The sequence below is a fragment of the Sphingobacterium arenae genome (assembly GCF_014692505.1).
GTDB classification, from domain to species: Bacteria; Bacteroidota; Bacteroidia; order Sphingobacteriales; family Sphingobacteriaceae; genus Sphingobacterium; species Sphingobacterium arenae.
Map to the genome: position 1 here is coordinate 118,526 of NZ_JACNYK010000004.1, position 22,494 is coordinate 141,019.

A 22,494-nucleotide genomic window follows, 5' to 3' on the forward strand; every position below is an offset into this window, starting at 1 on the left:
AAATGAGCACCCATAGATTTAATCGCATACTTTTAGCCGTAGATGATACTCCGTGTACCGCTAAAGCAATTGATTACGCGAAAGATTTAGTTCGAGAGTTTCGTTCATCTCTGGCGTTAGTCACTGTCGTTCCGCCGACCTCTCCTGCCAATTATGGTGCAGATCCATTGTTAGGACAACAGCCCATCGTGGTACCGGAAGTTTCTGAAATACAACAGGAATCTGCTCAACGATTTTTGGAAAGTATAGCGGCCGACTTTGAGGGTGCCCAGGAAGTTTTTCTATTTAACGAAGTGGGTAATGTTCGAGACGAAATTCTAAATACCGCTACCGAATGGACAGCAGACCTTATCGTTATGGGATCTAACGGACGGACGGGTTTTGAGCATTTTATATCAGGTAGTGTATCCGAATCGGTTATACGAAAAGCAAGTTGCCCTGTATTGGTTATCCCAGGGAAGTGCGACTAAACTTTTCGCATACGGGCAGCAAACATGCTGTCCGACTTTCTATCGTACCCTTTAATGATGCCGCCTTCTTCCAATACCAGCCCATGCTTGTCTTCCAGATAACGCACGATTTGTTCGTTTTCGGCTTCAAATACCGAACAGGTAATGTACATGAGTGTTCCGTGTGGTTTAAGATAACGAACGACAGTATCCAGAATACGACGTTGCAACGTAACAAAAAAGTGTATTCGGCTCTCTTCAAATTGGGTAAGCATTTCTGGTGTCCGGCCCCAGGTTCCTGAGCCAGAGCAAGGCGCATCGACGACGATACCGTCGAAGGTTTCTCCGTCCATCAGCTGGTCTATTTCCTGCGTTAAGTCCAACACCTTTTTCCGATAGCGTGTTTTAATTTTCGCTTTGGAAAAGCGAACGTCGAGATTACGTAGGATACTTAATCTTATATCAGAGACTAATAGATCGATCGTAGGACAGCGATTCAACAATAGTAGCGATTTTCCACCGGCTCCGGCACATGTATCCCACCATTTTTCTCTTGGTTTTGGAACAAGCTCTGCCAAACTTTGTTGCGAAGACAGATCTTGCACTTCAAATAACCCTTCTATCTTCCTTATTTGCTGCAGTTTACTTCCATTTGGCAAACGATAGGCACCTTCAAAAACCTGTTCAAAAGGAATATTGTTTTCCGCAAGTTCCCGTTCAACGATTGTTTTATTCTTTTCTGGTACCCGAATAAATAAATCGGGTTGCACTAAATGGCTTAATACAAACTGTTCCTTATCAATAGCTGGCGATAAAGGAGAACTAAATGGAAAAAGATGGTTGACAACATCGTAACCCTCCTTTTCTAAGAGAAGCAGTTTTTCGGCTAAAGATGTGGTCATATAGGAAACCCAATCGGGTTGATAAAGTTCTACAATAGGACTCTGCTGTTCAGATAAAAATTCAGCAACAATAAGCCGGTCGGTACTGGACAAATCTGGCAGGGAACGTCCGAGCCGGAATACATTATAGCATAAGCGAGAAGTCATCCGTCTATCGGATGATCCCATCTGTTTGTTTTCTTTAAAAAATCGGGTTAGGAATCGAGCAAAGGGCTCCGTGTTACTATAAGCATCTATGGCACGCTGAAAATTCCTCAACTGCTGCTCGACTCGACGCGGATTAACTTCCATATCACTTTAACTGAAAAGACGAGCCTTGATAACTTTTAAACGAAACAGCCTGATTTACAAAACCCCAACTTTCGTTATAATCGAATGAATAGGTGCTAAATAAACCCTCGAATTTTTCTTTTGTGATGTATTCTGGATAATCGTCGCCATATTTCGCAAGTAAATTTCCAAAATACTTTGCGGCATCGTACCCCTTATAGGAATAATCCGAAGGGTTAACACCGTATAAAGAATAGTATTGATCTTTAAATTCTTTCGCTCCTCTTGCCCACGTTTTCATATGGCTCTCTGTGGTAATAACAGGTTGAAAATCTCCAAAACGCTCATAAATGCTAAAATCTATACGATCCCACAAAGGGTGTCCGTATACGCGAAACATATAAAATTCTTCTGAAGATTTTATTTCTAAATTGCTTAAAAAGGATCGTAATTGAAATCTATCGGTCGTACCGGCGACTACCAAGTTAGTACCTGTTAAACTAATCTCCTGATTTAATTGGGGGATCGACGATACGGAACGAACCTGAACAGACGAATTTGCTTTTTTCAGCTCTGACAAGAAGCCGTTTAGAAACTGTCTTCCGTCATTGTCGGATGTATTATAGATGATGACTACATCGCCCGTTTTGTAATCTCTTGCCACGCGCACTGCCATAGCTTTCGTATGCACATCTATAGAGGGTGTTAAGGAAACCAAATTTGGTAAATTAAATTCCTGTGCTTTTGTGGCAGCAAGGGGATTTACTTGCAACACGCTCTTATTCAACCGATGTGTTCCAAAGGTAGTAATTTCTTTCGGGAACACGGGCCCAATAATAAGTGCAGCGTTTGCTATTTCCTCCGATTTTGCGATAGATTGGTTATGTATTTCGTTGTCTCGCGAATCCACTACATGAAGGGAAAAAGATCTTCCTTTCTGCGCCAACTCATCTAGCCCCAATTGAAAACCTTGGTAGAAATCCAACGCTATAGCCGAACGATTAACATCTTCTTTGGATAACGCATTTGGAGATATCTTATTTAACTGAAAAGGTAATACCAGCGCTACACTGTTTCTTGCTGCTTCTGCTCGGCGCGCATCTTCTACTTTTTCTTCCTTATCCTCAATTTCTGGCCTCTCTTTTTTTGGAAGCGTGCTTCCTATATTTCCTCCGCTGTGATCTGGTGATTTTAAGACTCTAGTTTTAGGCGAACAAGCTCCCAGAAAGAGGAATAACCCTAAAATTAATACAAATAATAGTCTATTCCCACTCGATGGTAGCTGGTGGCTTTGAACTGATATCATAGACAACTCGATTGATTCCTTTAACATGATTGATGATTTCATTTGAAATTTTTGCTAACAAATCGTATGGCAAGTGAATCCAATCGGCCGTCATTCCGTCCAATGAACCCACCGCACGTAAAGCTACCACATGCTCATAGGTACGTTCATCGCCCATGACGCCTACAGACTGCACGGGTAGAAAAATCGTTCCTGCCTGCCATACCCTATCATACCATCCCGCTTCCTTTAGGTTACGGATATAGATGTCATCAGCTTCCTGCAAAATTCGTACCTTTTCTTCCGTAATGTCGCCCAACACCCGAATGGCAAGCCCGGGGCCTGGAAATGGGTGGCGCCCTAAGATATTCGGATCAATATCCAGGGTCTTTCCCACGCGACGCACCTCATCTTTGAATAGGGCCTTCAGCGGCTCTACCACCTTCAGCTTCATAAAATCAGGTAAACCACCGACGTTATGGTGTGATTTAATCGTTGCCGATGGCCCCTTCACTGAAATCGATTCGATAACATCGGGATAAATGGTTCCTTGACCCAACCATTTTGCTTCTATGCCCTCGGGTAATTCATGTTGAATATCTTTAGAGGCCTGATCGAACACGTCAATAAAAGATGCACCTATTATTTTCCTTTTTTGTTCTGGTTCTGAAACGCCTGCTAAACGTCCAAAAAATAATTCCTTGGCGTTGATACCTTTGATATTCAGCCCCATATTTTTGTAGGAGTCCAATACTTGTTCGTATTCATTTTTACGAAGTAAGCCATGATCCACGAAAATACAATGTAAGTTTTTTCCAATAGCTTGGTGTAACAATACGGCTGCCACCGTCGAATCTACCCCTCCTGACAACGCCATGATGACGTGATCGTCTCCTAATTGCGCTTTTAGTTCGGCTACTGTTGTTTCTACGAAGGTATCTGGAGTCCAATCTTGTGAACATCCACATATATCGACCACAAAATTCTTTAACAAGACTTGTCCATCGGTACTATGCGTTACCTCTGGATGAAACTGGATTCCAAATGTACGCGTGCCTTCGATTTCGTACGCAGCCACACGTACTTTGTCCGTACTGGCAATAATTTTAAAATTGGAAGGGATTTCTTTAATAGTATCTCCATGGGACATCCACACCTGTGATTGCACCGGGACTCCTTTCAAGAGGGCATTTTCCTGATCCACGAATTGCAGATTTGCCCGACCGTATTCCCGGATTTCAGAGGGTAACACGTCTCCTCCCGATTGCTGTGCTAAATATTGTGCGCCATAACATACCGCTAATAACGGAAACCGGTCTTGAATGTCGATATAGTCGACTTGAGGTGCATCCTCTTGCCTAACAGAATACGGACTGCCGGAAAAGATAACTCCTTTTACTTCCTCATCGAATTCAGGTAGGTTGTTATAAGGATGAATTTCGCAATAAACGTTAAGCTCACGAACACGGCGTGCTATTAGCTGTGTATATTGCGAGCCAAAATCAAGAATGATAATTTTTTCGGACATGGCGCAAAGTTACATATTCGCCTTGTATTTTTAACGATTTTAATTGATTTCCTTTAACGGCCTAATAACACTAATTCGGCATCGGAATACATCTTCGCCCCTTTCAAATAGGTATAGATAAGTTGTTTGGTTTCTTGGTCTTTTAATTTATACAAATTGTCCACTAAAAAATCTTTATCTTCTTCTATGTTAGCTTTATATCCTAAATAAGCTGGAATGTAATACTGGATACATAAGCGGATATATCGTAATTCTATTTCGTTTGGATTGTCGGCTATTTCTTCCTCTAGCATTTTCTTACCGCTTTTGAAATAGCCCATTTTTTTAAACGGATTCCCTGTGTGTTTTGCCATGAACATGTGGTAGGCTGCTTCATAACCTCGCTCTACTGGGCAATCTGCATATTCCTCTAACATTTCGAGATGCTTTGTACATGTCGATTCGTCCTTATGACCAATTTTAAAATCTTTTCTGATTTCTTTCAGGGAAAGTTTTTGTCCGAATAACGTCGTCGTTACCAACATTTGAAACAGCACGACGTAAAAACATTTTCTCATCATAAGCCTTACGCATTGGTTATACTGTATATCTTTACAAAAAATAAGCCAATCTCCCTTCCGATTGGCTTAACAAGTTACCATATAAAACGGTAAGCTGCAACACTTTTGGTTGATTTTTTCCCCTATCGGAAAAAGGACTTACGGATTGATGCTTCGCCACCCTATTTTATAGTAATCCAGGGAGCATTCTCTTTCACCCATGTCATCACCTCCACGGGAACATCCGTACACAGACCATCAGGTTCAAGCATCACACCAAGAAGGAAGTCTTCCACATTACGGCCTGGCCATAAGGTTATCTTGAACCCCTCTTTTCTGGCCTTTTTTACCATATCCCTCGTCGTGCCTTCCAGCCGACAACCTATCCGGCTAATGTCCAGTTTGTTGGCTTCCGCCATAAGATCTTCAGACAGACCTTCCGATTTAAGCAATACTAAGTTAGCTTCTGCGTGGTTCGTCTTGAGATAGCGCAATGGTCTTTTATCAAATGATGTCAGCACATAATCAGATCCCTGCGGAATGGACTTATATACTTTACTATACACTTGGTCACAGTAATATTTTAGCGTTTCCTCGTCATACTCCGGCTTTTGGGTCTTCATTTCAAACTCGATATACAGCCCTGGTTTGTCCTTAAAGAAAGCTACTGCTTCCTCCAATGTAGGAATAGGATTACCTTTTAATGTCCGCCGTTCCTTAACCTCCTTCAGTGTCAAGTCCTCTATAGGCCTATCGATACCCACGGTCCTCTTCATGCTCGGATCATGTATAAGCACAAGATGTTTATCTTTGGTAAGCCGGATATCCAGTTCGAAACCTCTCGCTCCCTGCTTATAAGATTCTTGAAAGGCGTACATGGTGTTTTCATCGTATTCGTAAGCACCGCCCCTATGCGCAAAAATTTTAACTTCTTTTTGTTGCGCAAACGAATTGGAAGGATGAAAAGAAGTCATAATCAATAAAAGAAAGACAAAATGAAGATATTTCATATTAATAACATATTTATTTGTTGTAGTATAGGATATTGGCTGCAACGTCAGCTTATTTAGATATTCCTAATACTTGTTCCTGTTTTATCAGCTCGCTTCTCAGTTTATCGTAATCAATGTTTTGAACAGTTGCTTTTTGATCAATAGCATGGACAGCTGCCACGGCAGCACTTTGCCCTAAAATCATAAACACAGGCTCCATTCTAATAGATCCAAAGGCGATATGGGATGCCGACAACGAAACCGGCACCAATAAATTTGTACATTCTTTCGATTTGGGCAATATGGCTCGATAAGATATCGGGTAAGGTGGAAATTTACCCACTTCCACATTTCCTTCATTTTTCACCATTCCGTTTACAACAATACGCTGTACGTTATGACTGTCCATCGTATAAGCCGCCATACCGATCGGATCGGTGATTACTTCTTTTCCTCTACAATTGTGCTCTGTCATAATATATTCTCCGATCATCCGTCTGCCCTCACGCACATACAATTGTGGCGTAAAATGTCCGTGCTCGACATATTCGTCTTTCGGATACCCCCAGTTTTTCACAAAGTCCTGCAGCTCTTTTGGGACGCGTTCGTCCGTTTGATAGAAATAAAGCAAACCTTTTACATGCGCCACGTGTTCATCGAATATTCTCTTTCGTTCTTCGAAGCTTGCCTCGGGCCAGTTATGGTTCGCACCAATTAGATTAGTCGAAAATGCTCCACGGTTGTTAATATCCGTTTTGCGGTTCGGCATCCGGCTCCAAATAAAATAATTATTGATTTTGCGATCCCTAGGCTGTGCTTCGAATAGGCGTACCAAAAGCTCGTATTTCTTGGGGTCATATCCTTCCGGTTTCGTTATCGGAATCATATTCTCAGCACTATCGGTCAAACAGATCCGAAAATTATAAGCCTGAACCAGCTTATCTCCTGTACCGGTGGGATTCGGTTGTCCGCTGCTTATTCCCGGCAAGAGCCCGCTCGATGGATTCTCAGGAACAATATACGGACTTACGCCGTTGGGAAACTGATGATAACCGGATTGCTTCCGGTATGCTGCTAATTGATATCCATTTAATGTCTCCTCATAAACACTATTGTCTTCTCTTCCCACCGCATATGACACCCCTGCCATAGCGAAAAGATCACCTTCGTATGTACAGTCCAAAAAAACCTGTGCTTCAATTCGTTGTGTTGTTTTATCGGAACCATAGGTATCGGCTAAATCAACCGATCTAATTTGTGCTTTTTTCTTATTTACCTTTTTTATACGCTGGTTATAAATAACCGGGATATCCGCTGTTTGGATGTAAGTTTCAAAAATTCTCTTCGCTTCTTTCGGTTCAAATTTCCAGGATTCATCCTGGCCATATACTTCACCTAATTGCTTGTAGAATTCCCGTGATAATCCACCAATGGCATTTTTATTTCCAATATCCGTCTGGCCTAAGCCTCCGGATGACAATCCACCAATATGGCCGTCCGGCGATATCACCACCACCGATTTTCCCATGTTTTTTGCCGTATAGGCAGCAACTATTCCTGCAGATGTACTACCGTAAATACAGACATCATATTTTTCGTTAGCATATGTTGTTGCGATGCTCGTTAATACGATCAACAGCAGGAGTGTATATTTTATCATAACCTTTCTCATTTTTTTTGATTTATTTATCCTTTTTTGTTTCTTTTTTATTGTAGACTAGTAATAATTTTCGTATAATAAAAAATAACATAGCTAAAAATAAAACAGAAATAATTAACATCTCCGTCTTGCCGACATTAATAAAAGCAATATTCATTATATATAATTTTCTATTTAATATATCATTCCTCCTGCTTCCATACAGGGGGGGATGAAAAATTACTCGACGCTCACAACTTGACCAAAGACACTTATATTACTGAGAAAAAAGTGCGGTTGATTTTCAAAGGTTTCCATGGCCCTGATTCGGATAAATCTCGCAACGGGCGCATCCATAGAAATAGTAATTTCATGACCTTCCTGCGCTGCTGCGATATCTTCCGCCGTCACTGGCTGTCCCGGAGACAAACCAGAGGGTCGGACGACTTCATACTCTCCTAGCTTATTCCAATTGGCGTAATCGCCGTTAGGATCAGGGTTGTCTGTTCCCCAAAGCTCTATCTTCTTCGGGTTGGCATTAGCATAGAGCAGTGTATGTTCCGATACAGTTCCCCGTTGCCAAAACTTAAAACGGGTCAACTTAGCGGATACTCCCATATCGATTGTAACCTGATTTGGTATTCCAGATCCGGTTGCTGTACGGTACCAGCCGCCAGAGCCTGCCGAGGTTCCCTCCATGTTGCCATTCCACAGAAATGGCACTCGGCTCGAACTAAAATCTCCAGGGTCATTGTCTAGCTTGTGTGCAGCAAACCTAGTATAGTCTAATTCCCTTTCGATCAACAGTATCTCTTCTGTTTTAAAATCGGTATAAAAGGTATCTATCGCTAACGAATCTGGACGGTGCCAGGTACGGTAATCGAAAGTATCGCCTAACTCCACATTATCCAATGTGGTACTTGTTTCGGTTGTCGGTACGAAAACCGTTGCTTCCACGCCATCTATATCGGTATAACGAATTTCGGAACCGACTTCGTTACTTTCGGGATTAAACCAGAGGATAATAGCTTGATCATCAAAAAAACTGATACTTTCTATTGCTCGATGAAAGCGATTTTCCTGATATTCATCACCATATACCTGTCCTTCTACTGTTGACTTTACCGACCTGCCTCCTTCTGCATTAATGGAATAAATATCAAAAGAATAGAAACGCTCCTCCAGATCTTCAATAATGATCCCGATACTATCAACTCCATCGGTTTTATTGACATCAATTGTCAAGGAATCCAAACTGCTATTCCAATAAACTTTCATTTGTGTAATATTTGGATCTTTTATTCTCCAAGAAAGCTGTGCTCGGTTTTTACCGGGATGGAACAAAACGGAATCGGCTTTTCCGGCATAAATAATTTCACCTCCTTCAATAAACTCTTTATAGAAATGGTCTTGCTTTCTACAGCTAAAAAGCAGACAGCTTATACACATATATGCGACCACGCATTTCATTATTATTTTCATGGTATATCAGTTAACAGGTTGACCATATAATCGAAACAAACTCATCCAGAAATAATCCGTAACACCATATGTACGGAGAACTCTTATACGGAAGTAACGCATAGGCTCTATATCGGCGGAGTATATATCGTATTCGTGTCCTTCTACGGCAGCCGCAATATCTTCCGGCGAATTGTTAGGAATCGGGAGCCCCGATGGTTTAATCAATTCACAATCGGCAATTTTCGTCCAACTGTCAAAGGATCCATCCGGATTTGGGTCGTTACTTCCCCATAGTTCAAAATTACGTGGACTTCCCGCTGTGTACAGCAAATCGAGCTCCGCCACTGTTCCTCGCTGCCAAAATTTAAAGCGGCTCAACCTTACTTTTTGCTTCATATCAAAGGTAACCTGGGTCGGCATAGGCGTGCCATTATCCGTACGGAAATACGATCCAGCCCCAGATAGGTTATTGTTCAATAGAAAAGTCAATACGGCGTTATTCCAATGGTTCGGATCATTGGGCATTTTCATCGCTGTGAACAAAGAACGATCCAGCTCAACTTCATATATAGGAGTTAATTCTGTATTCAATATGTCCGATCTATTACCCCACCGATCATTTACAAAAATTCTAAAAGATTGCAGTCTCGATTCCAAACCTCTGACCTTCAAGACATCTGTTTTTTTATTCGTATAAAACGTTTCGACGGTATACCATTCGCTGTTTTCATTTATACTTTCTACCACCACGGAAACTTCTGCTTCTTCATCATTCTCAAATTCAATGGCCATTCCACCAAAGGCTTCATCGACCTTTAATGATCTAAAAATTGTAGAAACAGGAGGTTCCAACGGATTTACTTTTACCGCAATAGGTTCCGATCTTTTCATATTTCTACCAACAGAATACAGTTTTACCTCATATTCTCGTGACACTCCAAATCCGGCGATTTCCAAAGAGTTATTGTAGTTAGAAGATTTGGAGCTTACTATCCTCCCTTGTCCCATATCCACTTCTGCTTCCACATATAATAGCGAAGTCTCACGGGGAAGCGTGTAAGAAATCTCGACCTTTCCAGGTTTGTTTTCTACTTTCGGATCCTTTACTACTGCAGGAATAACATCACTATCATACATTATTTTAGTAACTTCTTCCTTGCATGAAGAGGCTAATAATATCGTGAGTAAGGGTATAATAATCGATTTTATCGTTTTCATCTCATTTAATTATATACAAAAAATATAAATCACCATCCCGGGCTTTGTATCAAACCCTTATTCCGTAACATTTCCGATTCTTGAATAGGCCAGAAATAATCTTTCAACCCAAAGGTCTGGTTAAAAATAACAACGGGTCTATAATATGTTTCCGGCGCTTCTTGCTGCGTGTCCCAACCGACAATCGGATTACTGAGTACCTGTGGAGCGGTTCTCCACCTCCTTAAATCCCAAAAACGGCTTCCTTCAAAAGCAAGTTCTATACTTCGCTCCCGGCGAATAATGTCGCGCAATCCTTGTTTTGTATTGTACTTATTTGGTTGATTGGAATAATTACGCCACGATTCTGCGATCGATTGGAGACCGGCTCTCGTCCGTATTAAATCTAAATAGTAAAATATTTCAGGCGAGGGGCCAAACACTTCATTAGATGCTTCGGCATATAATAAATATAAATCCGCTAAACGCATAATCGGCCATGGATACCGTTGCACTGTCCATTGTGCGGGCTGAGCCGCGTTCAAGTAATTCACTACTTTTTTAGGGAGGTATCCTGTAGCGGAATAAGCGTATGCATGTCCCGATGCGGCTCCTCCAAGTCGACTTTCTACATAAAAGTTATCATTATCCTCCAATCGCCCGTGTCCGTACCATCTTCCACCGTCAAACCCCAAATAAGCATAAAACCGCGGTTCACGGTCGAAATTGAGCGACGCAGTCGTATAGCCCTCTTTAATATAATTTTTATCTATATCTTCTGCCGTTTTTAAGGTATAGCGATTGGCGTAATCCCAAGAAGTATCTTCTTCTATGGGGACACCATTTTCCGAATAAAATAACTCCACAATGGAGAAAGGAACGGATAAATACCCCCCGTAATACGTAGCATTTCCAGGAAACAAACGTGGGTACGCTGCTGTCTGTATACCGCCTGCTGTACTATTGGTACTCCCCCAGATAATTTCCGAATTCCATCGTTCGGTCATCGCTGTCCGGAGATCCAACTCCGTCTGCGTCGTGTCGGAAATAGCGTATCCCGTATTGCCGATATAGTGCAGCTGCATATCTAACGAGTGACAGAGGTCAATCGCCTCCCTACAGGCATCCGCAGCTTTCACCCATTTTTGTTCATCATACTGGCTGTTAAAAAGAATTTCTCCACGCGAATTCCGATATTGTGGAAAATCCATATTCCCGTTAAACAACGGACTAGCCGCCGTGACCAAAACTTGCGCCTTAATGGCCATGGCAATCGGCTTAGTAATCCGTCCGAGCTCTTCCACCTCAAATTGAACCCTGTCCGGTAAATCAGCAATGGCTTCATCCAATAAACCGACGATATAATCCACTACTTGATCTACGGGTTCACGCGTTATCGCTTTGACCTCCTCGACAGTGACCGTAATCGGCGGACTTTCGTGCATAATCGGAATCGGACCATACATGCGCATCAACCAAAAGTGATAATAAGCTTTCAGAAATTTAGCTTCGGCACTCATTTTTGCCTTATCGTAATCCGACATGCTTGGAACCAAATGGATATTGTCGAGAAAGATATTACAATCCCGGATTCCCATAAACATGTTATGCCCACCGTTACCACCTTGCCAATAGTCAATAATGGGACCTTGCACATTTTGCAAGCCTCTGGCGATGGCAAAAGAATTGTATTCATAGTAGGAATTAAACCATATCTCATCTGCCCCTGCAATTCCCGGATTTCCACTGTAGGGATCCGCAAAACTGGGAAGCCAGGAATAACAGGTAAATAGATATTTTTCGGCCGTCAAAGGCGTACGAAATGCATAATCGAGCGTCGGTATATTATCCGGAGTCACATCCAGGTAATTACAGGAAGTTAATATTCCTGCAAAAAAAAGATAAAAGATATGTTTCTTAAATTTCATTTTCGACAAATTTTAAAAAGATACATGAACACCTAAATTATATACCCGCTGCACAGGGTAACCCAGCCCATTTCCCGCCATTTCGACATCCCACAGCTTAAAGCTGCTTAACGTCAGCAAGTTGATGCCACTAGCGTAAACACGAATGCTTTCCAATCCGATGCGTTCTAGTTTGGAACGAGGGATGGTATAGCCAAATTCGGCATTTTTCAACCGTAAGAAGGAGCCGTTCCGCATAAACCAAGTACTTCGTTGCATATTATTAGCATGTTCTAACGTTGTTAATCTAGGCCAAAGTGCCATGACATTTGCGTTATCTTCTGACCAATGATTATCGGCATAGGCCTTTAACAATTGGTTTGTATAAGTAATTCCTGAACTTCGTTCAGCATCAGTATAATAATAGGGCATAAACGGAGCGGTAGCCTCTGGATCAATCCAGAAAGATTCTTGTGCTAGACCCTGAAAGAAACAGGATAAATCGAAGTTTTTGAAGCCTGTCGAAATTCCAAAACCGTATACAATTTCTGGTCGGGTCGGATTTCCAATTGGTACTTGATCCAATGCGGTAATTTGTCCATCGCCATTCACGTCTCGATACTTAATATCTCCGCCGCGAGTGGGCATGCCCGTACCGAAGTTCTGCGTAGGCGAATTGGCTACTTCTTCGTCATCGACAAATAGCCGTTCGGCGATATATCCCCATTGCTGCGTTAATGGATAGCCAATTTTTGACTTCCACCATTCTCTGTCATATTCCGGTTCCTCATTTATTTTATATTCACTCGTAGCATAGGTAAAATTACCACGTGCCGTAATCCAAAAATGGGGAGAAAAGCTATGTTGGTAATCTACCGACATATCCATCCCACGGCCTAAAGCCTCACCTACATTGGCTCTTATATCTGCAGAGAACCCCATATACGCAGGAATAAAAGCCCGTGTCATCAAGATATTCTTCCTATGCTCTGAAAAAAAGTCAGCTTGTATACCAACCTTATTAAAGAGTTTCAGTTCAACGCCTAGGTTTGCCTTTTTTGCGATTTCCCAGGTAATATTCGTATTCTCATAACGGCTGACGGAAACACCGCTATTGGAGTAATTCCAATCCGTTCCAAAGACTGCTCCTCGCCCGGACACATCCAAATTAACGTTGGAAAGGTAAAAAAAACGGTCTGCTGCACTACCAATTTCATCATTCCCCACCAATCCATACGTAGCTCTTAGTTTAAACAACGGTGCAACGGACGAGAAAGGTTCCCAGAATTTTTCGTTCGATACCTGCCAAGCTATTCCTCCGGATGGGAAAAAGCCAAACCGATTGTTCCTATAAAATCGCTCTGAGCCGTTATATCCAAAATTGAATTCTGCAGAGTAACGGCTATCGTAATTATAGGTAAATCTTCCTGATAGCCCTAAATTACGGGCAGGGAGCGATAGCTGTAAACTACCCGCGTTCGCATCGAGCGCCTGACGCATAATATACACCATCATCGCGCTTACCCCATGCTTCTCACGAAATGTACGATTATAATTCAATGCGGATTCCAGATAAAAAATAGATTTTATTGTTTTTGATCCTGGATCAAAGCTTAAATATTCTTCCCCTACAGGATAGGGACTACCTCCCCGTTCGTTGAGTACCTGTAGTGTCAAGTCTCCTGTTTGGCGATCATAGAAAGAGGGCTGGTAATAAAACGGTGAATAAGCACGTGAAAGACTAAAGTAAGACTGACGGTTTGTATTGGCCATGGCACGAAAAGAAAGTCCTTCTGTTAGAAAGGAAAGGTTTTGTTTCAATTCAAATTGAGCCATCATCACCGAACGGGAATAGTCGCGGTACCCTTTTACCATGTCTGCATAAGGATTGATATAGCGTCCCAAATTAGATCCACCAAACATGATATGTTCTAAGTGGCTATATTGTTCCGTTTTTGGATAGTAAGCGGGAAACATGACGGGATTACTGCGCATGACATTTTGGTACATTTCTTTACCACCGTCCAGTGGCCCCGTATATTCATCAAATGTGCCATACATGCGCACACCCACCTCCGTTGTTTTAGTTAAGTTAACATTGACATTCGATCGTAGAATGTACTTTTTGAGATCGATGTTGTTATTAAAATTATTTTGTCCGCCGACTTTCAACACACCATTGTCCTGCGTAAATCCCCCCGCAAAATAATAACGGGCGACTTTCCCTCCTCCGCTAACGCTCAAGTTGGCACGCTGGTTCATCGTATAATCCCGAAAGAGTTCTTTCCGCCAATCCGTAGCCGGATACATATAAGGATTTGTTCCCGCTACCGTGTTGTCTATTTTGCTTTGGGGATAAAGTATCGAGCCCAATGGATCTCGGGTTCGCACCGCCTCAGTATGTAAACGCATGTAGGTGATTGGATCAGCAAGCTCCACATTCTGGGTGGGTGTAGAAATAGAATTTTCTATACGGAAGGAGACTTTGGCCGGTCCCTCTTTTCCTTCTTTCGTGGTGACCAATATGACACCATTTGCTCCCCGAGCACCATATAATGCTGTTGATGCCGCATCTTTCATGATCGAAAAACTAGCAATATCATCGGGTTGTAGATTTCGTAAATCCGTGGTCGAGAATTCCACTCCATCAATTAGAATGAGCGGATCTACTTTTCCAGTTCCGAAAGAAGTTACACCGCGAATAAAAAAATCAGCATTGTCCTGCCCGGGTTCCCCGCTTCGTTGGTAGGCAATTATTCCAGCAATTCGCCCCGCTAACGCTGTTGTCAAGTTACTTGAAGGTATCCGAAGTTCGCTTGGATTGATCGTTGTCATCGCTCCCACTACCTCCGATTTCTTCTGTGTACCAAAGGCTACAACAACAACTTCATCTATATCACTGTCGGCGTAGTGCATCTTCACATTTACCACAGATCTGTCCTGAACCGGAATTTCCTGCTTGTCGTATCCGACCATACTAAAGATCAATATGGCATTTATAGGTACTTCCAGCACATACCGCCCGTTCAGATCGGTGGTTGTACCGATTCTATTGTTGTCTTTCACTCCTACCGATACACCGGAAAGGGGCATTCCTAAGGAATCAGTTACTAAACCGTTTACCGTAGTAGACGCTTGTTGTATTGTACGTACAGGTTCCTTTTTGATTACAGTTTTAGATATCGTCTTCAGCACGATGGTCCCATCATGCAACTGATAGGTCAGGGGTTGGTTTTCTATGAGCTTATCCAACGCATTTTTGAGCGGTACGTTATGTAGGTTTACACGCACCTTTTTCGTATTTTGGAGTGCTTCCTCTGCATAGATAAACCGGTAGCCAGTTTGCTGCCTGATAGTAGAAAAAGCAGTCTCCAGCGACGTGTTGTTTAAATGCAATGTGACAGTCTGTGCAAGCCCCGTCGACATAGCGTGTAATGTCGCAATTAGCATAAAAGCAATTGTTAGTTTCATTGCTAGGATAATTTTTTTAGACAGGTAGATACAACGGTCTCTACGCCGTTGTCTCATACGGATATTATGCATACCTTTGTTATGGATTAAGGTTTATAAATAAAACAATTCATACAGTTAGTGTATCCTTGGTCTTTTTTACTGGGGGTATGGCCGTACCCTCAGTTTATCGACTTTTCTTTTGATTTCATCGTTCTTTTTCTCTCATCATTATATTGTCTTTTAGTTTAACATTCTCTATTATCGAACCCGGATCTTCTTCCCCTTCACCGTAATATTGTACGGTGTCAGATCGCTCAATACAGCACAAACCGCCTCGATGGATTCACTTTTCTTAATTCCTCCTACATACCGTTTATTAGCAAGTGGTACCTGAATATCCAATTTTATGTTATACCAACGGGCGATATCATCCAATACTTCCTTCAATCGTTTACTATCAAAATAGAAATAGCCCTCTTTCCATGCTAACGCTTCCTCTAGATCAGCTTTCCCAACTTCAACATTTCCACGTCCACTTATAGTCGCATAGCCTGGTTCGATAATTTTACTATCTTCCGGTGTGCTGACTTTAATTGTACCCTCCGTTAAAATCGTTTTAATTTTTTCTTTATAGAGGTGCGTATTGATATTGAAGGCTGTTCCTAAAGCCTCTACCTCTGTTTCTCCTACCAAAACCTTAAAAGGCTTGGTGGCATCTTTGGCGATTTCAAAATAAGCCTCGCCGCGTACGGTTACTTTTCGTTCGTCTCCTGTAAATGCTGATGGAAATTCCAATTCAGAATCGGCATTCAACCATACCTTCGTTCCGTCCGCCAATTGGATGTGATAAGTACCTCCCAAAGGCACCTGCAATTTGTGTTGGTACACAGTTGGATTTTCTGCTGCGCGATAATCTAATGTTGAACCGGAGATCGGCAGGATCATCTTGCCATCCACCACAGTACGGTCTTCCTGCTCTTCCAGTACCGTTATCGTACCATCGGACAAGGTCAACGTAGCTACGGTACGCCCGGGAACAACATCCATCGTCTTTCCGACGTTTTCCGTCAACCTATTCTCCTCTTGTTTTTTTAGAAAGAAACTTCCAGCTACTCCGCAAATGATAATTATGGAAGCTGCGACAGCCCACCATGCCTTACCCCATATTTTTCTATTTGTATTGTGGTGATATTTTTCAAGTACGTCACCCCACTCTTTTTCAACATCAATCGTTTGATAATCTGTAAGTCTTTTACTGACTTCTTCTAAGGGAAAATCTTGGTTAGCTATCCACGAACGCAATGTTGGATATTTTTTCACCATATCCATTAGTTCATTGTATTCCACTGCAGAAATATTACCTTGTATATATTTGGAAATAAGCTCTGCAGCTTTTACATATTCTTCATCCATCGGTTCTCTTATGTATCGTTTTTTATCTTTATGCTACCAATCCCTTGGGATATAACACTAAGACACTCATGAATGAAAAAAGGATGAAAAGGTGGTAGGAATTTTTCTAAAAAAAGATAAAAACAAAACTTTTCAGTACGGACATGACCGGAGCGAGCCTATGTCGAAGAAGTTCTACCGAACGTCTTTTTTGCGTTTTTATCGTATTTATTGAAACACCACATAATTCGGCTGCTTCCCTATTTGATTTGTCCTCCAACCAAGTCAGTCTACAGACTTCCTGACAAGATTTCGGAAGAGATTCGATGGCTTTATATAAGTTATGAATGGTTTCGGCATAAATCATGGCATCTAAAATACGAGTATCGTCTATCTCATTCCATGGATTGATTTGGTGGTATTCATGTTGAACTTTCTGATGTCTGATATAATTGAGAGCCATATTTCGAACAGCTGTGTAGAGGTAGCTTTTTATGGCTTTTTCATGAAAAGGAAGTTCTTCAGCCTTCTCCAAAATTTTCACAAAAGTATCCTGAACAATGTCTAATGCAACTTCTCGGCATTTTACAATATGCCATGAAAATTCTACAAGTGCAATATAATATTGCTCAAAAAGCATTTTTATCTGCGCCTCTGTCAAAACCTTATTCATACGTTAAATTCATAACCGCTTCATACTTTTGATGTCGCAAACATATGTAAAATAAATAAAGACGTTATTATAGAGCTGTTATCAAAATATTAAGTTCAGTTTAAATATAGTAAAATAATTTCATTACCAATCTGGATTACTTCTCCTGCGGCTATTTAAAATTTCTTCCTTTATAAAAAACACCCTCAGCTGTTCCTTCCGGTGTATTTTCGAGTTCTAACAACCAACTATTTAGATTAAAACACTGTTGCACTACAACATGAATGACGCGTTCTTCTACTTGTATATGGCCAGTTACCATCAGCAGCTTCGCTTGTAATATCTCTCGACGGTATTTTTCAAACACCTTACCCCAAAGTACCAGATTGGCAAACCCTGTCTCGTCTTCAATCGTTACAAACAATACCCCTTTAGCTGTACCCGGCCGCTGCCGTACGGTAATGAGACCACATACTTTAACCGGCATTCCATTTTTGACAAGCGATAATTTATCGGTAGGTAGTACGTGCAACAAATCCAACTTCTTTCTTAAAAAGGATACCGGATGCGCCTTAATAGACAATCCGGTTGTTGCATAATCTTGCACCACATGTTCACTGTCGCTCATAAATGGCAGACAAATCTGCTTTTCTTGCGGGCTTGCTGTATCCTGCCCCTTAAACAGCGCAACTTGCCTATCTTGTATAGCGGCAACTTCCCATAACGCTTGCCGCCGATCCAAGCCGATAGACCGAAAAGCATCGGCATCCGCCAATCTTTCCAACGTAAAAACAGACAATACGTCCGCCAGTTCATCTACACGCTTATAATGCTTATGACGGCGCTGCATTAATTTCTCGATATTTTCTTCTTTCAATCCTTTAACTTGCCGGAAACCTAACCGCAGTTTATGTGGTTTCACCTCAAATTCCCCTTCCAAGATATTGTCCCATACAGAATAATTGATATCCACGGGTAATACTTCAACACCATGCCTACGTGCATCGATGATAATTTGGGCTGGCTGGTAAAAACCCATTGGTTGGCTGTTTAACAAAGCAGCAGCAAACACATCGGGATAGTGGCATTTTATCCAACTGGACACATACACCAATAAAGCAAAAGAAGCTGCATGACTTTCGGGGAAACCATAACTACCGAAACCTTCCAATTGCCTGAATACGCGATGGGCAAATTCCTCGTCGTAGCCTTTTGTTACCATGCCATTCACCATTTTATCACGGAAGTGGCTAACCTCTCCCTTTGACTTAAAAGTTGCCATACTACGTCGGAGGGCATCGGCTTCAGCGGGTGTAAAACCTGCCGCTACAATGGCAATTTCCATCGCTTGCTCCTGAAACAACGGAACGCCTAATGTTCGCTTTAAAATATCTTTAATTTCTGGTGACGGATAATCTATTGCTTCTTCCTCATTCCGTCTTCGCAGATAAGGGTGTACCATATCGCCCTGTATAGGACCCGGACGGACAATGGCCACCTCGATAACCAGATCATAAAATGTTTTCGGTTTCAAACGGGGCAGCATGGACATCTGTGCCCGGCTTTCGATTTGGAACACACCTAAGGTATCTGCTAAACTGATCATAGCATACACCTGGGGATCATCGGTTTTCATGCTCGTTAGCTCGAGTTCCCGACCATAATGTTTTTTAATCAAGTCGAACCCTTTGCGGATACAGGTGAGCATGCCTAATCCCAACACATCCACTTTAAGGAATCCCAACGCTTCCAAATCGTCTTTATTCCATTCCAAATTGGTGCGATCCTCCATACGAGCGGGAATAATAGGACATAGCTCATGAATTTTGCCTTGTGTAATCACAAAACCACCAGTATGTTGGCCCAGTTGACGTGGAAATCCAATCAGTTGCTCCGCCAATTCCAATATTTTGCGGAAGTGCGGATCTTCGACATGAAAACCATGCTCTTTAAACCGATCAGGTTCCAACGTGCTATCCCAATGTGAACCAATCGTTTGGGATAACCGATTAAGTGCATCCATGGACAAGCCCATGGCTTTTCCCACATCCCGCAAAGCCCCTTTCACCCTTTCCTGGGTTACAGTTGCAACAATAGCCGCTCTATCCCGGCCGTATTTTTCGTAGATATATTGAATAACTTCCTCGCGACGTTCATGCTCAAAATCGACATCAATATCGGGTGGTTCATCTCGTGCGTCCGACATAAATCGGGCAAACAACAGCTTTATATCGGTAGGATTAACCGATGTGATTTCCAGACAGTAACACACAATAGAATTTGCCGCCGACCCCCGTCCCTGGCACAAAATTCCGCGCTCACGGGCAAAACGTACATAATCATATACGGTCAAGAAATAGGATGCGTAGTTTTTCCGCCGAATGAAATCAAGTTCCATCTGGATGGTAGGGGTATGCCTCTCTAACTCTTCTTCATTAAAGCGCTTTTTTGCACCTTGCCATACCCACATTTCTAATTCTTCCTGCGGGGAACGTCCCTCTTGGGTAAGTTCTTCGGGATACACATATTCCAGTTCATCTAACGAAAAACGGCACGCATCGGCTATTCGGATGGTCTGTTCCAAGGCCTCCGAATAGGAAGCAAACAAGCGCTCCATCTCTTCCTGTGGTTTCAGATAGCGTTCAGCATTTGGATGCAAACGAAATCCTGCCGTATAAATCGTACATTTCTCCCGAACACAAGTCAGGATATCCTGTAAAGCACGACGCTCTGGGATGTGGTAATGTACATCGCCTAATGCAACCACAGGGATATGAAGTTGTTCCGCTAAATCATAAAGACGAAACAACCGTTTAGTATCATCCCCTTGGTAGATGCGGGATAACCCTAAATAAACTTGTCCACCCAAATGTGCGGCATACGCTGTAGCATTTTCTATAAAAAGGACATCCAACTCAAAACCTGCCGAAAGTGTGGCCGGCGGTACTACCACAAATATGATGTCTTGTTTATAAGTATATACATCTTTTTTGTAAAGATGACATTTTCCCTTTTCTGCCCGCAAATTTCCAGTACTGAGCAAACTGCACAATTGACTGTAACCTTTCTTGTTTTTCGGATACGCCAATAAGCTGGAGCCATCCAATAAATCCAAGCGGCAGCCTAGAATAAAACGTATCCGATGTTTCCGTGCGGCCACATGCGCACGCACGACACCTGCCAAGCTGTTTCTGTCTGCAATGCCTATAGCTTCATAACCTAAAGATGCAGCTTGTTCCACGAGCTCTTCTGGATGCGAAGCACCTCGAAGAAAACTAAAATTACTGGTTACCTGTAGCTCGATATATCCCATTTCTCCTCCTACGCAAAAAATCCATGTAAATACCAATTGGCGGAGCGATCCCCTTGATAATGTCCCAAACGAAATAACCAATATCTTCTTCCTTGATCATCCTCTACATAGTAATAATCCCGGTGCTCCCCCTGCTCAATCCACCATGCACGTTCTATCCGCTCGGGGCCATCTGCCTTTTTGATAAGATGCACTTCTCCTTTGTAACGGAATAACATCGGCGGGTAATCCGGAATAGGTGCCGTCACCTCAATAGGATGCGGCGGATTCAATAAACGTGTTGGACGAGGGCGATCTGTACGCCAGACTGTGGTTCGTTTCTCTGTTAAGGAGGTCGCTAGCCTTATAGATCGTTCTGGCCAATAATGTTCATCCGGTAAAAAACGCTGTATACGGCACTGAGCATCCCTTCCCTTAACTCTATCCAGTAATTCTGCTAATGCATCATTGTCTAAATTCCCTTCTCCATTCCATAGTAACTCTTGAACGGGTGTCGTTTCCTCTACTTTAATTGCCTCCAACACAAAAACTTCAATTCCCCAGCCTGGTGCTATCGTAGGTATTTGTTGTTTAAATAAATCTAAAAGATGTGCTATATGAGCAGACGCACGGCTGGTACCAATCTCTATATACTTTACTTTTCCATCCACACGATAACAAGATAGCTTTGCCTTCCGCAATCCCTTCCCCTCGCCCATCAAACGTTTACACAACATACCTAACAGTTTTTCTATTGCTATTTCAATGCCTTTTGCTGTCCTGATAGGCTCTAGGCAAGGAAGCCGTTCCGCATAAGGAATGACGGGTTTTAAGAGGGGGATAAATTCTTCTTCTTCGCCTAAAGCTTGTCTCACACGTTTTCCCAAATCTTCTCCAAAACGTCTCTTCAATACCTGCGGAGGTATCTGTGTGACACTAACTACCGTTCTAAATCCTAATTTTTTCAGCCGTTCAAGGAGATTAGATTCCAAACGTAAACAAGCTATAGGCATGGTAGATAAGATTTCTTGCTGCATATTATCAGGAATAATGATACCATGCTGCCCATATCGGGCTATTGCCCAAGCAGCTCCTATAGTTGAGGCTATGCTTATCCGAACTTCATATCCTTTTTGTTTTAATTGCAAGTAAATTTCTTGCAGGTAAGCTTCTTCCCCTCCCCATAGATGAGCACAACCTGTTATATCTAATATTAAAAAGCCTGTTGTATCCACACTTATCATAGGTGTATAGCGCATACACCATAATCCTATACTTTTGAGCAGCCTCTCTTTGCGTAGCGGTTTGTCTTGTAATACTTCTAATTTTGGGATTGCTGCGCGGGCGTCGGCAACGACCATGTTTGGTATAACTCCAAGCTCTGCTGCCAAGGGGCTAACCGCCGAAACGCACATTTTACCTCGTTCGGGCATAGCAAATACAAAAGGGGTATCGGTTAGTTGAGGATTATGTTTTGTATACCAATCCGTCAATAAAAAAGGGAACCATAATACAGCATATCGTTTTACCATG

General features: G+C 42.2%; 15 protein-coding genes. 1 reads left to right on the forward strand and 14 read right to left on the reverse strand.

Translation table 11 applies throughout. The features are described from left to right. Nucleotides 1-2: 2 nt before the first annotated feature. Nucleotides 3-470, forward strand: a complete 468-nt coding sequence (locus H8B17_RS14740; protein WP_190309994.1) for a universal stress protein — start codon at nucleotides 3-5, stop codon at nucleotides 468-470. On the opposite strand, the gene H8B17_RS14745 is transcribed toward H8B17_RS14740, so the two are convergent. The 14 genes from H8B17_RS14745 to H8B17_RS14810 form a co-directional block, all read right to left on the reverse strand. Further along, nucleotides 467-1,642, reverse strand: a complete 1,176-nt coding sequence (locus H8B17_RS14745) for an RsmB/NOP family class I SAM-dependent RNA methyltransferase (protein WP_190309995.1) — start codon at nucleotides 1,640-1,642, stop codon at nucleotides 467-469. The genes H8B17_RS14740 and H8B17_RS14745 overlap by 4 nt on opposite strands. 1 nt (nucleotide 1,643) lies before the next feature. Continuing rightward, on the reverse strand, nucleotides 1,644-2,927 hold the full coding sequence (locus tag H8B17_RS14750) for an ABC transporter substrate-binding protein (protein WP_190309996.1): 1,284 nt from the start codon (nucleotides 2,925-2,927) through the stop codon (nucleotides 1,644-1,646). Next, on the reverse strand, nucleotides 2,884-4,434 hold the full coding sequence (gene guaA, locus H8B17_RS14755; RefSeq protein ID WP_190309997.1) for a glutamine-hydrolyzing GMP synthase: 1,551 nt from the start codon (nucleotides 4,432-4,434) through the stop codon (nucleotides 2,884-2,886). The genes H8B17_RS14750 and guaA overlap by 44 nt, the downstream gene beginning before the upstream one ends. 53 nt (nucleotides 4,435-4,487) lie before the next feature. Beyond that, nucleotides 4,488-4,994 (reverse strand): hypothetical protein, encoded by a 507-nt coding sequence (locus H8B17_RS14760; protein ID WP_223816594.1) that lies wholly within the window; start codon nucleotides 4,992-4,994, stop codon nucleotides 4,488-4,490. A gap of 161 nt (nucleotides 4,995-5,155) precedes the next feature. Further along, on the reverse strand, nucleotides 5,156-5,983 hold the full coding sequence (locus H8B17_RS14765; RefSeq protein ID WP_190309998.1) for a glycerophosphodiester phosphodiesterase: 828 nt from the start codon (nucleotides 5,981-5,983) through the stop codon (nucleotides 5,156-5,158). A 52-nt stretch (nucleotides 5,984-6,035) separates the two neighbouring features. Beyond that, nucleotides 6,036-7,625 (reverse strand): FAD-dependent oxidoreductase, encoded by a 1,590-nt coding sequence (locus tag H8B17_RS14770; RefSeq protein WP_223816595.1) that lies wholly within the window; start codon nucleotides 7,623-7,625, stop codon nucleotides 6,036-6,038. A gap of 219 nt (nucleotides 7,626-7,844) precedes the next feature. Continuing rightward, nucleotides 7,845-9,086 (reverse strand): DUF4998 domain-containing protein, encoded by a 1,242-nt coding sequence (locus H8B17_RS14775; protein ID WP_190310000.1) that lies wholly within the window; start codon nucleotides 9,084-9,086, stop codon nucleotides 7,845-7,847. Nucleotides 9,087-9,092: 6 nt separating this feature from the next. After that, on the reverse strand, nucleotides 9,093-10,286 hold the full coding sequence (locus H8B17_RS14780) for a DUF5000 domain-containing lipoprotein (protein WP_190310001.1): 1,194 nt from the start codon (nucleotides 10,284-10,286) through the stop codon (nucleotides 9,093-9,095). A 29-nt stretch (nucleotides 10,287-10,315) separates the two neighbouring features. Then, nucleotides 10,316-12,193 carry a RagB/SusD family nutrient uptake outer membrane protein gene (locus tag H8B17_RS14785; protein WP_190310002.1) on the reverse strand — a complete coding sequence of 626 codons (1,878 nt, stop codon included), beginning with the start codon at nucleotides 12,191-12,193 and terminating at the stop codon, nucleotides 10,316-10,318. A 12-nt stretch (nucleotides 12,194-12,205) separates the two neighbouring features. Further along, the gene (locus H8B17_RS14790; RefSeq protein ID WP_223816596.1) at nucleotides 12,206-15,643 is read right to left on the reverse strand and encodes a TonB-dependent receptor; all 3,438 of its coding nucleotides are present in this window, start codon (nucleotides 15,641-15,643) and stop codon (nucleotides 12,206-12,208) included. A 240-nt stretch (nucleotides 15,644-15,883) separates the two neighbouring features. Continuing rightward, a complete protein-coding gene (locus H8B17_RS14795; RefSeq protein WP_190310004.1) occupies nucleotides 15,884-17,038 on the reverse strand; it encodes a FecR family protein in 1,155 nt (384 codons plus the stop codon). Between the two features lie 106 nt (nucleotides 17,039-17,144). Further along, entirely contained in the window at nucleotides 17,145-17,690 is a 546-nt protein-coding gene (locus H8B17_RS14800) for a sigma-70 family RNA polymerase sigma factor (protein WP_190310005.1), read from the reverse strand. A 151-nt stretch (nucleotides 17,691-17,841) separates the two neighbouring features. Beyond that, a complete protein-coding gene (locus H8B17_RS14805) occupies nucleotides 17,842-20,982 on the reverse strand; it encodes an error-prone DNA polymerase (RefSeq protein WP_190310006.1) in 3,141 nt (1,046 codons plus the stop codon). A gap of 8 nt (nucleotides 20,983-20,990) precedes the next feature. Next, a complete protein-coding gene (locus H8B17_RS14810; RefSeq protein WP_190310007.1) occupies nucleotides 20,991-22,493 on the reverse strand; it encodes a Y-family DNA polymerase in 1,503 nt (500 codons plus the stop codon). Between the last annotated feature and the right edge of the window lies 1 nt (nucleotide 22,494).